This is a genomic window from Picosynechococcus sp. PCC 11901 (assembly GCF_005577135.1).
In the GTDB taxonomy this organism is placed as follows: Bacteria; Cyanobacteriota; Cyanobacteriia; order Cyanobacteriales; family MRBY01; genus MRBY01.
In genome coordinates this window covers 1,814,215-1,827,032 of sequence record NZ_CP040360.1, presented here as the reverse complement: position 1 = coordinate 1,827,032, position 12,818 = coordinate 1,814,215, and the positions used below count along the sequence as shown (strand labels likewise).

Below are 12,818 nucleotides of genomic sequence, written 5' to 3'. Positions count from 1 at the left end.
CCTAAAGCAAAAATTTGGCGATCGCCTCGGCAACCCCATCCTCTTCAACGGAAGTTGTCACAGCATCCGCAACGGCTTTGAGGGCAGTAGGAGCATCCCCCATGGCAACCCCAATCCCCGCATATTCAAGCATTTCTCGGTCATTAAAATTGTCGCCAATGGCCATCACGTTAGCGGCCTGCAACCCCAGAATTTCTTCAGTGAGAAATTTCACCGCTTGGCCTTTCGTCGCCGTCGGTGAGGTGAATTCTACATACACAGCCGTGGACTGGGTACAGTAAATTTCCTGCTGGGTGTAGCGTTTTTGCACGAGGGGCAAGAGGGTTTTCGGTACTGTTTCTGTGTGGCAAACCGCAAGAATTTTTGTGGGAGCCTGGGCCACAATATCCCGCAAATCGGTGAGCAAATTTGCCTTGCAACCCGTTCTCTCTTGGTAGGCCGCAGTCCGCTCATTGAAGTCATCGACATATAATTCGTCGTTGTGATAAACGTGCAAATGGAGCTGCGATCGCCAATTCTTAGTGCTAAGAAAATCGAGAATATCAAGGGCAATATCGGCTGGCACTGAAAGCTGCTGATGGGGGAGAGTTTGTAGCGGGTCTTGAATCCAAGCGCCGTTATAGGCAATCAAAGGAACATCGGAGGCAATGGCTTCGTAAAATCGCTTGGCCGAACAAAACATACGCCCGGTGGCGATCGCCACTTTGATCCCTTTCCGTTGGGCCGCTTGGATCGCCTCTAAAACCTGGGGACTCACTTGGTTTATTTTCCCGGAAATCGTGCCGTCAATATCCAACACCAGTAGGCGAATGTCCTGCATTGTTTCGGTCAAAATGGTTGTCCCTAAAGCATAGAAGAGTTCCCCTATCCCAGCAACGACCCAAACCCCAAGGCCGGATTGCCACTTTGTATAATAAAAAACACAAGTACAAATTATTGCTGCATTCAAGTTTTAGAGAATTTCACCATGACCACCGAGCGGGAATTTGCCGAATGGCCCGAAAAAATTAGACGGGTTCGTGGCCAAGCGCCCCAACGCAAAACCCAGCGTTCAACCCAAGCGTCCCGTTGGTTACCGATTCTGCTGTTCTTTTCGAGTTTGGCGATCGCCCTTTGGTTCAACCAACAACTCCAGCAACGTCCGGTACAGTCGGGTGGGGAATCGTCCGCAGTAAGACAATATCGACTCTAGGGAATCAATTTTCTGGTCGTTTTCCCTGGATTTAATGCAGGTGCAAGCTGTTGCTAAGGTTTTTTACGCCAAGGCTCTCAACGAAGGTCTACTTTTTGCAAGCTTAAGCCACTATCTGAGTTACCCTGTGCTTGGTCTACGAGAGGATAAAAATCCGGTACTGACTGAAAAAATATCCCCTGGGACAGGCTGTGAGGGAACCCTGACTTCGGTTATAAAATTGGTTAGATTTGAGAGGGCGAACGAGGGGACTCGAACCCCCGAATGGCGGAACCACAATCCGCTGCCTTAACCACTTGGCTACGCTCGCCATAATCACGATTAATAATGTTATCGAATTGATTTTATTTTGTCCAGGTTTTTTATGAAATTTTCTCAAATTAGCGGTGTGGTCAGCGGCTTCGGCGTTGTTGTCCTTGGGGCGATCGCCTACTTAACCAATCCTCCCCTGAGCCAATATCGCAATTATGCGGGCGAACAGATTGCCATCTATCTTAAGGATAATGTCTGCCAAAATTCGGGCGAGGATCTGCCCCTCGGTTTAGGCAATCTCCAAAGCGATTTGCTGCGCAACTACTGCAAAACCCTGGTGGACGCGAGCCAGGCCCAATTGGGCGAAATCGTCAGTCGGCAAACCAGCGTCAATAATTATTTTTTCTTTAGCATCTACCAAACGGATATTGTTTTGCCGGAGCCCTTTCCACGGTACTCCTTTGAGACGGTGGGGATTTTTCGGCAGTTCTACACCTACCGAGCAGAAAAAAGCTAGGGGGAGCATTGCGCCCAGGCCTGATGGGAGAGTTTCAAACGGGCGATCGCCTCATCCACCGACCCAACACACACAGGAATTTCAAAATCCACCGCATCGGCCATCTGGGGCACCATGGTTTGTTCGGCCCACTGGACTAATTCTGTCCACATGTCGCCCACCAAAATAAACGGCATATTATGGATCGAGCGCACCTGGAGCAATTGCCAAATCATCAACGCTTCGAGGGTTGTCCCGATCCCCCCCGGCATCACCACAAACGCATCAGAGACCAAAACAAAATGGTGCAGGCGTGAGAAAAAAGTCTGGTGCTGAAATACCTCCTCGACAAAGGGATTAACCTCCTGTTCAAACCCCAAATCCACGCGAATACCAATGGATTTTGTCCGGTCATGGGGATCTGCTAAAACACTGCCTTCGTTCGCTGCTTCCATCAAACCAGGGCCACCCCCTGTCACAATGTCACAGCCGAGGGTCGTCAACTCACTGGCTAAGCGGCGCACGTCTTGGTAGAGGGGCGAGTCGCGGGTAATCCGGGCTGAACCAAAAATTGTCACGCGATAGCGATCGCGGCGGGGCGGCTGAATACTACTCAGGCCATTGACCACTTGCCAGAGGGATAACACGGCTTCTTGCACAATGTCATAGCTCATGGTCTGTTCGCTGAGGCTGACAGGAAAGCAAGGGGAAGATTGGCCGTTCGCTTCGTTTTTCATGGTGATTTTTGCCCGGTAATGGGAGCAATCTTACAATATTTCCGGGAATTTCCTCGATGGCGACTGGGCGGATTGATGGTTTAGGGGGCCACCTTGATGCCTGGGTCGGTCAGAAAATCGGTCTCATTTTGTCGTTGCCAGAGCCAGCGATCGCCAAGGTTAACCAGTTGATTGAGGGCACACACATCGGGGCTAATGGTTTGGTTTGTTCCCAGTAGATAATTCAGACAAATGCCCAGGGGAATTTTGTGGCCGATGAAAAGCAAGTTGCCGGAATAGGATTTTAGTAATCGCTTGAGGGTCTTAATCGTCCGTCGCTGCACCTGGGCGGCATTTTCGGGGTAGTCGGGTAAATACTTTTCCTGGTAGCGCCAGTCGATATGGATAAAGTTTTGGCGTAAAAAAGCTTTGGGGTGGGTCAGCGGCGGGCGAGTCATCCAATGGGGATTTTGCCATTCTCCCAGGCCCGGCTCTAGCTTCAGAGGGAGGTTTAAACGTTGGGCGCAATAGTGACCCGTTTGGATCGTGCGCAGGAAAGGAGAAGTGAAAATATGGTGGATTGTTTCTGGGGCGAGGCGATCGCCTAACTCCTGAGCTTGGTGGTGGCCAGCGGGACAAAGGGGCGGATCATAGGGATAGAGGGCCGTGGTAAACCAAGCCGGTTGCACAAAATCCAAGCGATTTCCGTGACGCACAAACCACAACTGTCGGCCCCAGGCGCTATGGGAAACAGGCTTAAACAGCATCCCTAGACGTGGAGATTTTCTGGCAAGATCACTTCCAATGCCTCTGCCCAAACCGGGAGATCATTACGCACCAGATCCCAGACAAAGGCAATATTGACCGCCTCGTAATCTTCACTCATGGTTTTGGCGATCGCCTCTAGTTCAAACCAAGGCACTTGGGGGAGTTCTGGGTGCATCACCTTGGGAATATTTCGCGCCGCCAGACCCATAATTTCGATCCGCCGAATCACCGCATCCTGAACCACAATATTGCCGAGGAATTCCGTCCAACTCAGATCCGCTAAATAATTAATCGCGAGCCGCGCCGAAATGAGAATATCCAATAAAACTAATGTGTGCCGATCCGCCATGGAAAACCTCGAGATAAGCTCCGGGTGGAGTAGTAAATCGCTATAGTGGATAGAATGATCACTTAACAAAGTATCGTATCGACTTGATGGAGCCGCTGTTCCCCATAGATATCCGCTGATGAAACGTCAAACTCGTTCACGTTACGATCGCCCTCCCTACGACCGTCCGAGGTATCCCGAACGGGAACCCAAAAAGTCCCTCTTTAACTTCAACTATGCAACTCTGGCATTGTTTGGGGGAATTTTTGTCCTAGGGGTGACGGTGGGCATCGGCTTTAGCTCCAGTACCAATCTTAACCCGACAAGCATTGATTCTCGCCTGGAAATTGACCGTCAGGCTCCGGATGCTGAACTTTGCCAACAATTTGGTGCGAGTGCCATTGTGACGGACATGAAAATCTTTGTGACCCTCAACCCCTTCAACGTTTTTGTCACTCAGCCGCAGATGGAACCAGGCTGTGTGATTCGGCAAAATAACTGGGCAATCCTCGAACGGCAGAACCTGGTCACATCAGAACAGGTCAACGACTGCAAACGGCGCATGAATACCTTCGGCTATACCGGTAGTCTGCAAGGATCACCGAGTATTAACTGTATCTATCAAAATGATGCGGCAGGGAATCTTTTCCTTAATCAACCTGGAACGACCTCAGTCCCAGAATCTGACCGCTTCTAGGGAACAAAAACAAAAATTCAAGGTTAAAGACTATAGGATAGTAACGGCTCATTTTTCGTGTAGGGAGACCTGATTTTATGTGTGGCATTGTGGGATATTTAGGCACGCAAGCGGCAACAGATATTCTGGTCTCAGGCTTAGAACGGCTAGAGTACCGGGGTTATGATTCGGCGGGCATTGCGACGATCTGGCAAGAAAAACTCCACTCGGTACGGGCCAAGGGCAAACTATATCGTCTCCGGGAAAAATTAGAAGGGAACAGTACTCCCGCCACCATTGGCATTGGTCACACCCGCTGGGCGACCCATGGGAAACCAGAGGAGCATAATGCTCACCCCCATTTGGACATGGCGCAACGGGTGGCCGTGGTGCAAAATGGCATCGTGGAAAATTACCGGGAGTTGCGGGAAGAACTCCAGGGCAAAGGCTATACTTTCCTGTCGGAAACGGATACGGAAGTCATCCCCCATCTGATTGCGGATCTGCTCCAAACGACGAAATCTGAACCGGAACCCCTCCTCGCTGCGGTACAAAAGGCTGTGCAACGGTTAGAAGGAGCCTTTGCGATCGCCGTTATTTGTGTGGACTATCCCGATGAATTGATCGTTGCCCGGCAGCAAGCGCCCTTGACCCTGGGGTTTGGCCAGGGGGAATTTTTCTGTGCCTCGGATATTACGGCCTTAATTCCCCACACCCGGGCAGTTCTAACCCTCGAAAACGGTGAAATGGCCCGGATGACGCCCCTGGGCATGGAAATTTATAATTTTGCGGGCGATCGCCTCAAAAAAGCCCCCCGCACCCTCGACTGGAACCCCGGTCAAGTGGAAAAACAAGGCTTCCGGCACTATATGCTCAAGGAAATCTATGAGCAGCCGGCGGTGGTGCGCACCAACCTCGAAGTCTATCTCAATCCGGAAGCAGCCCAGCCGATCAACCTCGGTATTAATGACCCCACATTTCTCGACGACATCGACCATATCCAAATTGTGGCCTGCGGTACCAGTTGGCACGCCAGCCTCGTGGGGAAATATTTACTCGAACAACTCGCCGGCATTCCCACCTTTGTGCACTATGCCTCGGAGTTTCGCTATTCTCCTTCACCGATCATGCCCAATACCCTGACCATTGGCGTGACCCAGTCCGGTGAAACCGCCGATACGATCGCCGCCCTAGAAATGGAAAAAGAGCGTCGCCTCCACCACAACGACCACCTCAAGGCTCGCCTCCTAGGTATTACCAATCGTTCGGAAAGCACGATCACCCACATCGTTGACCAAGTGCTCTATACCCATGCCGGCATTGAAATCGGTGTTGCGGCCACCAAAACCTTTACGGCGCAACTGATGAGCTTTTATTTCCTGGCTCTGGAGTTGGCGGCCCGACGTCAAACCCTCGCCCCTGAAAAACTCCAGCACATTGTCACCGGATTACAGCAGATTCCGACCCAAATTGAGTCGATCCTGGCGGATCAAGAAAAGAGCATCGAAGAATTGGCCCACAATTTCACTGATACCCAGGACTTCATCTTTATTGGTCGGGGGATTAATTTTCCCATTGCCCTAGAAGGCGCCCTCAAACTCAAGGAAATCAGCTACATCCACGCCGAGGGTTATCCTGCCGGGGAGATGAAACATGGCCCCATTGCCCTCCTGGATGCGAAGGTGCCCGTGGTGGCGATCGCCATGCCAGGGGACATTTACGAAAAGGTGATTTCCAATGCCCAGGAAGCGAAGGCACGGGATGCCCTTTTAATTGGTGTGACGGCCCTGGATGATACGGAAGCGACCCAAACCTTTGATGAAGTGTTGCCTGTAGCGGCGGTGGACGAAATTTTGTCACCCCTATTGGCGGTGATTCCTCTCCAGCTCCTTTCCTATCACATCGCCGCACGACGGGGCTTAGATGTGGATCAACCACGCAACCTCGCCAAATCTGTCACGGTGGAATAAAGGAAAAAATAAAGGCGATCGCCCCATATCTCCAGTCCGGGGAGAGCAATAATGTTCTCCCCAATTTTTTGGGAACCAAGGCCTATTTATTAAACGGATCATATTCTGCCAATAGTTTTTCGAGTTTGGCCTCGTCAACCCGATTGAAGATGCGTTTTGATTCTTCCAAGTCCCTAGTCGTCTTTGCCAGGCTAATGGTAGAGCTAATCGAAAAAACAAACCCCATGCCCAGGTAGCTTTTCATCCAACCGTTGAGGGGCAACAGATAAATGCCGATCCCCATGGCACTGAGGGACAGAATAAACGCTAACCAGGTTTGAAAAATCCAAGCGTTGGTGTGGGTGGCTGGGGCATCAAATTTAGGAGTGGCCATGATCTGGAACCTCAATGAAGACTTGTCGTTGCTTACTCTCATTGTCGGGAAAGATTTTCTGTAGTCGCAATGAGCAAACCCAAGCCCGTAGAAGTAAGGTGAAGTAGGATGAAGTAATTAGACTTCCAGAGAAAGCCATGATCACCCTCCAGGAGCTTGAGCACTGGTTCCCTGCTACCCAAAAACAGGCCTTGCTGACCCAGTTAAAGCAGGTGGTGGGCCTCACGCGGGTGCGGGCTGAATATTTTTTGCGTCTTTGGATCTATCTCCTGGTGAAGGCGAAACTAACGCAACAGCCTCAACTACGGCCCCCCTTAACGGAACTGCAAACTCAATTTGGGGCGATTATTTGTACCCACCGGGAGGCGGCAGAATTGTTCTATGGTGATCAGGAAAAAGGGGGCGATCGCGCCGCAGGCATGATGTTAGATAAGCTGGCAGCCTTGGGGTTAATTCGCAAATATTTCGACGGCAACACCACCTGCATTGAAATTTTGCCGTTACCGCAACAGGTTTTGAGTGCTGAAACCGACGAGGTTGTTTCCCTAACCTTGGCGGAGTTTAATCCCCGTTGTGATGCGATTCCCGTAGCGAATTTGCTCGCGGTAAATTACAACTGGATGAACAAAAATAACGATGCCGTGCCCCACCGGATTGCCAGACTGTTGCGCCAGTGGGGGCAACAATATCCCAGGGGAATGCGGGTGTTAAGGCGTGTGGATAATCAAAATCCGGTGGGCTTTTATCTGCTCTATCCGACCGCCCCCCGCTCCGATGTGAATTTTTTTCGGCCTGCAAAAAAGGCATTGCACCTCAGTACGATGGCCGCCGTCGATCCATTTACCCTGGCCACTGTGGGTGACGAAACCTGTGTATCGGTATTCATTCGCAGTTGGGTGATTGATCCAACATATTTAACGGCTTATCGACTGACCTTTCTGGTGGATGCCCAGCAAACCTTACGGAAAATGCAAGGGGATTTTCCCAATCTGTGTGATCTGCATACTCTAATCATCCATCCGAGCTATGCTCAACTAGCCACAGCCCTGGGTTTTCAGCCGACCCAGCAAGGGGATTTAGGCTCTATCCACTGGATGTATCAAGCCCTGGATCGGTTTTTAGTTTTGGATATTGCCACGGCGATCGCCTCCCTTGGGTAAAACTAATCCTTTGCCTTTTCAATTGGCGATTGATTATGATCAGTGGGTTCCATTGTGTTTAGGAAGCAACCCCCTGTGAAACTGGCTTTTATCCTCGATCCCATTGCCAACCTTGACCCCTGCCATGATACGACGGTGGCTTTTATGGAAGCGGCCCAACTCCTCGGCCATGAGGTTTGGATTACGACCATGGAGCAGTTGAGCGTGGTCGACCACCAGGCCTGGGCAACGCTGCAGGCAGTGCAATTAGAGCCAGTGCGTTTGGAAAATGGTCTCTGGGTTGCTGAGGAACATTGGTTTCGCCTCGGAGAACGGCAATTATTGCCCCTCACGGAAATGAATGCGGTCTTTATGCGCACCGATCCGCCTGTGACTGCTGCCTATCTCTATGCCACCTACATTTTGGATTTGCTCATCCCCACCAGAACCCTGGTGTTGAATAATCCCCAGGGGATCCGCGCCGCCAACGAAAAACTCTACGCCCTCCGGTTTCCCACAGTAATTCCCGCCAGCATTATCACCACGGAAAAGGCAGTAGCACGACAATTTATCGAAGCCAAAGGCAAGGCCGTTTTAAAGCCCCTCGGTGGGAAAGCAGGGGAAGGAATTTTGTTAATCGAAAAAGGCGATCGCAATTTTAATTCCCTCGTGGAAATTAGCACCAAACAGGGGAAAGAGCCGGTGATGGTGCAGGAATTTTTGCCCGCCGCTCAGGAAGGGGATAAGCGTCTGATCGTCTTGGATGGAGACCCGATTGGGGCCGTGAACCGAATTCCGACGGGGGACGATTTTCGGGGGAATATGGCCGTTGGTGGTCGCATCGCCCAGGTGGATATTACGGAGCGCGACCGGGAAATTGCCGCAACCTTAGCCCCCCAACTCAGGGCCGATGGGTTATATTTTGTCGGCCTCGATATTATTGGCGGCTATGTGACAGAGGTGAATGTTACCAGTCCCACGGGCGTCCGGGAAGCTGATCGCCTCGATGGGGTCTCCATCGGCAGGCAGGTAATCGAATGGGTTGCGGAACAGACATCTCCCTAAATTTTTAGCAAAGGGCGGGCGCTAAAACATCGGTGATCAGGTCGGCGCTTACTTGATCGGTGATTAAGACCTCCCCAATTTTGGTCGGGAGGACAAACCGGACTTTCCCCGACTTCACCTTTTTATCGCTCTGGAGGGTTTCCAGGATGGCTTCAATCGCTAAATGATTGGGGCATTCGGTGGGAAGACCTGCTTTTTTAATCAAAGCATCCTGGCGTTGGGTCTCAGCCGTTGTCCAGAGATTCATCCGGGTGGCGATCGCCCCTGCCAGAGCCATCCCAATGGCAACCCCTTCCCCGTGGACAAAAGTCTCATAGTGGGTCAAACTTTCGACGGCATGACCGAGGGTGTGGCCGTAGTTCAAAATGGCTCGCAAACCCGATTCCCGCTCATCTTGACTGACGACTTCCGCCTTTGCTCGACAGGAACGTTCGAGGATCAAATCCAGCAAATCGGGGTCAATGGTTTCGTAGCTATCAATCTGCTCAGCGGCTTCGAGTTTCGTAAAGAGATCGGCGTCCCAAATCACACCGTATTTAATCACTTCCGCCATGCCCGCCCGAAATTCCCGCACTGGCAAAGTCTTAAGTACCATCGGGTCGATGAGGACAAATTTCGGCTGGTAGAATGCCCCGATTAAATTCTTGCCTTGGGGATGATTCACCCCTGTTTTACCGCCAACGGACGCATCGACCATCGCCAATAGAGTTGTGGGCACCTGCACAAAGTTAATGCCCCGGAGCCAGGTGGCCGCCGCAAATCCAGTCATATCGCCGATCACACCACCCCCAAGGGCGAGCAGCGTCGAGGAGCGTTCAAGGCGATTTTTAAAGGCTGTGTCGTAAATTTTTTCGATGGAGGCCAGATTTTTATACTGTTCTCCGGCAGGGATTAGGTGGGTATCAACGCTAAAGCCAGCGGCCTGGAGAGAATTCACCACCGTTTCGCCGTAGTGACCGTAGATTTCCGGGTTGGAGACGATTAAGACCTTCTGACCCAAGTCGAGGGGACGGAGAAAAGTCCCGATTTGTTGGAGGCTTCCTTTGGCGATCGCAATATCGTAGCTATTTTCTCCTAGTTCTACCCGCGTTGTTGCGTCCATAATGCTTTGAGGTGCTTGCTGCTAAAAAACTCAATGGTTAAGTGGGTATTTTACAAGGTGGCGATCGCCTTTTGGGGCACTCCGGGAATCCCGAAGCCCAATTTATTGCAGTCGCCACACCACATTGCCCGCATCATCCTCGGCGGTTACTGCCACAGAAGCCGAATTACCAGAATTATCCGTCGCCGTGCAGTTAAAACTTTCACCGGTGAGCAAGATCCGATAGGGAGCGCCGCAATCGATGGTCGCTTCGATGTTTAGCTGTTCAGCGATACCCTGGGCGATTTGTGTTTCCAAAGTCTCACTGGAGATTAATCCCCGGAGATTTGCGAGGCCCTCATCAGCACTCCAGTTAACATTGCCCTCATCATCATTTTGGGTGACTTGAATGGCTAGGGTTTGGCCTCCTTCCAAAGCGGCCTCACAGCTAAACACATTGCCCGCTTCGATGGCTTGATCTTCAGGGCAAGTCACCGCCGTCGTCGCCAATCCCGTTTGGGTGGTAAGTCCCTGGGAGATTTCTGTTTCGAGTTTTTCAGCATCGAGGGTTCTGTTGCCGAAACCAAAGGATAAGCCTTCGACGGAAAAAGAACAGCCAGCGAGGGTCAGCACCGTGAGGGGAGCAACGGCCCGTAGTATCGGTTGTAAAAAAGAATTTGTGAAACGAACCATGATCAATCAGTTAAAAAATCGACAATAAAGAAGGGCGAATCTTAAAGCAACCTCAAATAAACTGCCTTTTTTGGGGCGGTCTCAACCGATCGAAAAACGTTTGCTTAGGGTAAGATTTGAATTTTTTGAGGTCTTTTGCAGCACCTTGAAATATTTGTCATTGTAGTGACGATTTATGCTTGACAGTCGTTGCTTATTGTTTCTTAATCGCCAGTGGATACAAGGGCTGGGCGATTCAGGCGAGCAATGAAAATCAGAGTTTCGCAACACCCGGTAAAACCAGTGGTGTATTTAACAAAACATGGCGTATTTAAGACCAGCAGAACTAACCGCTAAAAATTTAACAACCCTCTGGCTGCTCAAGGGCCTTGAATCTGCCTGGTTTCCCATTCCGGTAATTGTGCTGTTTTACGAATCCCAGGGATTGTCCATTGCCCAGGCGATACTTCTTAAGGCGATTTTGTCGGCGGCGATCTTTGTGGGGGAAATTCCGTCGGGTTATTTTGCCGATCAATTTGGCCGCAAAAATAGTTTGTTACTGGGGGCGAGTTTGTGGTTGGTGGGTTGGCTGATTTATTGTACCCAGGGTAGTTTTAGTTGGTTTGCCTGGGCCGAAATTTTAGCGGGGCTTGGTGGCAGTTTAATCTCTGGGGCCGATAGTGCGATCGCCTACGATAGTTTGCTGTCCCTCGGTCGCACCGAAAAATATGCCGCCTGGGAAGGAAAAGGGGTAGCAATCATGGGCATCACAGAAGCGATCTGTGGTCTCGGTGGTGCTTGGGTCGCCCAGTGGGATCTACGCTATCCATTTTATTTACAAACCCTCTGCATTGGCGCTTATCTAGCCTTGGCATTGACACTCCGGGAACCGCCCCAACAGCACTCTGAGAAAACACCGGGCTGGCGTACTTTGTTGCCGCAGATTCGGGCAATTTTTCAGGAAAGGCCATCGCTCCGGTGGCTCCTGCTCTTTTCGGCGTCCTTGAGTTGTGGTTCTTTTTTGGTGGTGTGGGTTTCCCAAGAATATCTCGTAGAACGGGGTCTGGATGTGACCCAACTGGGCTGGGCTTGGCTATTGTTTCACGGGGCAATGGCCCTTATTTCTTGGCGTATTCACACCCTCGTCCGTTGGTTTTCCTATCGACGCTTATTTGCGCTGTTGCCGGGATGTATGGCGATCGCCTACATTGCGATGGGCCTGATTGAAAACCTCTGGGGGATTCTATTAATTGTCGTTATTTATCTTGTGCGGGGCTGCAACACTCCGTTGGTCTTGAGCTATCTCAATGAACGAATTCCCTCGAACCTACGGGCGACCCTGATTTCCCTGAATAGCTTTGCGTTTCGGTTGCTGTTTATCGGGCTGGCGGCGATCGCCAATGGCGCAACGTGGCTGTGGGGTCTTAATGGTAGCTTGATCGTCGTCGGTATTGTGGTGGGCGTAACTGCTTTGTACGGTTACTTACAATTACGCCCAGCTTTATAACTAAACCAAGAGGTCAGCCAGGGGCTTAAAGGAAAATTGGCGATCGCCACCCATTTCTACAACAACTTTAATCTGAGGATTGTCTTGGGTCAGGCTCACAAGGTATTCCTGTTCCTGGCGAGAAAGCACAAACCCTTCAATGATCCAGAGAATAATCCCTTTGCTCTTTTGGGGAAGATTTTCCAATTGGTAGCTCGCAATCCCCGGCACATAATACCGGAGGCCCACCGCCGCGCCGCTGCCAGCAATATCCTTTTTACCCAGGTGGGGGGGGCGAATCCCGTGGTATTGCGTTAGATAAGCCGCCACATCTCCCAAACCCCGCGCCGTCAAATTGACCACTGAATAACCAGAGCAGCGCAAACGACGCACATAGCGGCCTTCAAAACCACCCTCAAGGGGAGCATAGACTGCAACTGCGCCAGACTTTTCTACGGTGCGAATGAAGCTTTTGCCGGTGGTCAGAAGTGCCATGGTTTTACGATCTTGAGATGGATTGAACTTGCCAAAAAATTATATCGGATTCCCCTGGCCCCTGTCGTTAAACTTTTGGGCGGATCCGTGTTGCAACGTGCCATTTGAC

At 51.0% G+C, this 12,818-nt stretch carries 15 protein-coding genes and 1 tRNA gene; 7 read left to right on the top strand and 9 right to left on the bottom strand.

Features of this window, described 5'->3' with window-relative positions:
• Window position 1: 1 nt before the first annotated feature.
• On the bottom strand, window positions 2-820 hold the full coding sequence (locus tag FEK30_RS09890) for a Cof-type HAD-IIB family hydrolase (RefSeq protein ID WP_138073786.1): 819 nt from the start codon (window positions 818-820) through the stop codon (window positions 2-4).
• Between the two features lie 147 nt (window positions 821-967).
• Between FEK30_RS09890 and FEK30_RS09885 the strand changes: the two genes are divergently transcribed.
• Complete coding sequence (locus tag FEK30_RS09885) at window positions 968-1,192, top strand: hypothetical protein (protein ID WP_041443433.1); 225 nt, start codon at window positions 968-970, stop codon at window positions 1,190-1,192.
• 237 nt (window positions 1,193-1,429) lie between these two features.
• Here the strand turns inward: FEK30_RS09885 and FEK30_RS09880 are convergent.
• A tRNA-His gene (locus FEK30_RS09880) sits at window positions 1,430-1,502 on the bottom strand.
• Window positions 1,503-1,556: 54 nt separating this feature from the next.
• Here FEK30_RS09880 and FEK30_RS09875 point away from each other — a divergent pair.
• Complete coding sequence (locus FEK30_RS09875) at window positions 1,557-1,961, top strand: DUF4359 domain-containing protein (protein ID WP_065710472.1); 405 nt, start codon at window positions 1,557-1,559, stop codon at window positions 1,959-1,961.
• On the opposite strand, the gene FEK30_RS09870 is transcribed toward FEK30_RS09875, so the two are convergent.
• From FEK30_RS09870 to FEK30_RS09860, 3 genes are all read right to left on the bottom strand, one after another.
• A complete protein-coding gene (locus FEK30_RS09870) occupies window positions 1,958-2,677 on the bottom strand; it encodes an LOG family protein (protein ID WP_030006254.1) in 720 nt (239 codons plus the stop codon). The two genes, FEK30_RS09875 and FEK30_RS09870, sit on opposite strands and share 4 nt — an antisense overlap.
• A gap of 80 nt (window positions 2,678-2,757) precedes the next feature.
• Entirely contained in the window at window positions 2,758-3,423 is a 666-nt protein-coding gene (locus FEK30_RS09865; protein ID WP_138073094.1) for a histidine phosphatase family protein, read from the bottom strand.
• Between the two features lie 2 nt (window positions 3,424-3,425).
• Window positions 3,426-3,773, bottom strand: coding sequence for a HepT-like ribonuclease domain-containing protein (locus tag FEK30_RS09860; protein WP_012306775.1), 348 nt, complete (start codon window positions 3,771-3,773; stop codon window positions 3,426-3,428).
• A gap of 118 nt (window positions 3,774-3,891) precedes the next feature.
• Here FEK30_RS09860 and FEK30_RS09855 point away from each other — a divergent pair, with 118 nt between their 5' ends.
• Together FEK30_RS09855 and glmS are read left to right on the top strand one after the other, a co-directional pair.
• Window positions 3,892-4,449: a DUF3172 domain-containing protein gene (locus FEK30_RS09855; protein WP_012306774.1), complete on the top strand. Its 558-nt coding sequence runs from the start codon at window positions 3,892-3,894 to the stop codon at window positions 4,447-4,449.
• Window positions 4,450-4,526: 77 nt separating this feature from the next.
• Complete coding sequence (gene glmS / locus FEK30_RS09850; RefSeq protein ID WP_030006252.1) at window positions 4,527-6,398, top strand: glutamine--fructose-6-phosphate transaminase (isomerizing); 1,872 nt, start codon at window positions 4,527-4,529, stop codon at window positions 6,396-6,398.
• Window positions 6,399-6,480: 82 nt separating this feature from the next.
• On the opposite strand, the gene FEK30_RS09845 is transcribed toward glmS, so the two are convergent.
• Window positions 6,481-6,771 carry a YiaA/YiaB family inner membrane protein gene (locus FEK30_RS09845; RefSeq protein ID WP_012306772.1) on the bottom strand — a complete coding sequence of 97 codons (291 nt, stop codon included), beginning with the start codon at window positions 6,769-6,771 and terminating at the stop codon, window positions 6,481-6,483.
• Between the two features lie 137 nt (window positions 6,772-6,908).
• Between FEK30_RS09845 and FEK30_RS09840 the strand changes: the two genes are divergently transcribed.
• Window positions 6,909-7,931, top strand: a complete 1,023-nt coding sequence (locus tag FEK30_RS09840; RefSeq protein ID WP_138073093.1) for a hypothetical protein — start codon at window positions 6,909-6,911, stop codon at window positions 7,929-7,931.
• A 75-nt stretch (window positions 7,932-8,006) separates the two neighbouring features.
• Window positions 8,007-8,975 carry a glutathione synthase gene (gene gshB / locus FEK30_RS09835; RefSeq protein WP_138073092.1) on the top strand — a complete coding sequence of 323 codons (969 nt, stop codon included), beginning with the start codon at window positions 8,007-8,009 and terminating at the stop codon, window positions 8,973-8,975.
• 4 nt (window positions 8,976-8,979) lie between these two features.
• Here gshB and aroB read toward each other — a convergent pair whose 3' ends face one another.
• Both aroB and FEK30_RS09825 read right to left on the bottom strand, forming a co-directional pair.
• Window positions 8,980-10,077: a 3-dehydroquinate synthase gene (gene aroB, locus FEK30_RS09830; RefSeq protein WP_138073091.1), complete on the bottom strand. Its 1,098-nt coding sequence runs from the start codon at window positions 10,075-10,077 to the stop codon at window positions 8,980-8,982.
• Between the two features lie 102 nt (window positions 10,078-10,179).
• A complete protein-coding gene (locus FEK30_RS09825) occupies window positions 10,180-10,749 on the bottom strand; it encodes a DUF4333 domain-containing protein (protein ID WP_138073090.1) in 570 nt (189 codons plus the stop codon).
• Between the two features lie 301 nt (window positions 10,750-11,050).
• On the opposite strand from FEK30_RS09825, the gene FEK30_RS09820 reads away from it, so the two are divergent.
• Window positions 11,051-12,235 (top strand): MFS transporter, encoded by a 1,185-nt coding sequence (locus FEK30_RS09820; RefSeq protein ID WP_138073089.1) that lies wholly within the window; start codon window positions 11,051-11,053, stop codon window positions 12,233-12,235.
• Here the strand turns inward: FEK30_RS09820 and FEK30_RS09815 are convergent, their stop codons facing one another.
• Entirely contained in the window at window positions 12,236-12,709 is a 474-nt protein-coding gene (locus FEK30_RS09815) for an NAD(P)H-quinone oxidoreductase subunit N (protein WP_012306766.1), read from the bottom strand.
• Window positions 12,710-12,818: the final 109 nt, after the last annotated feature.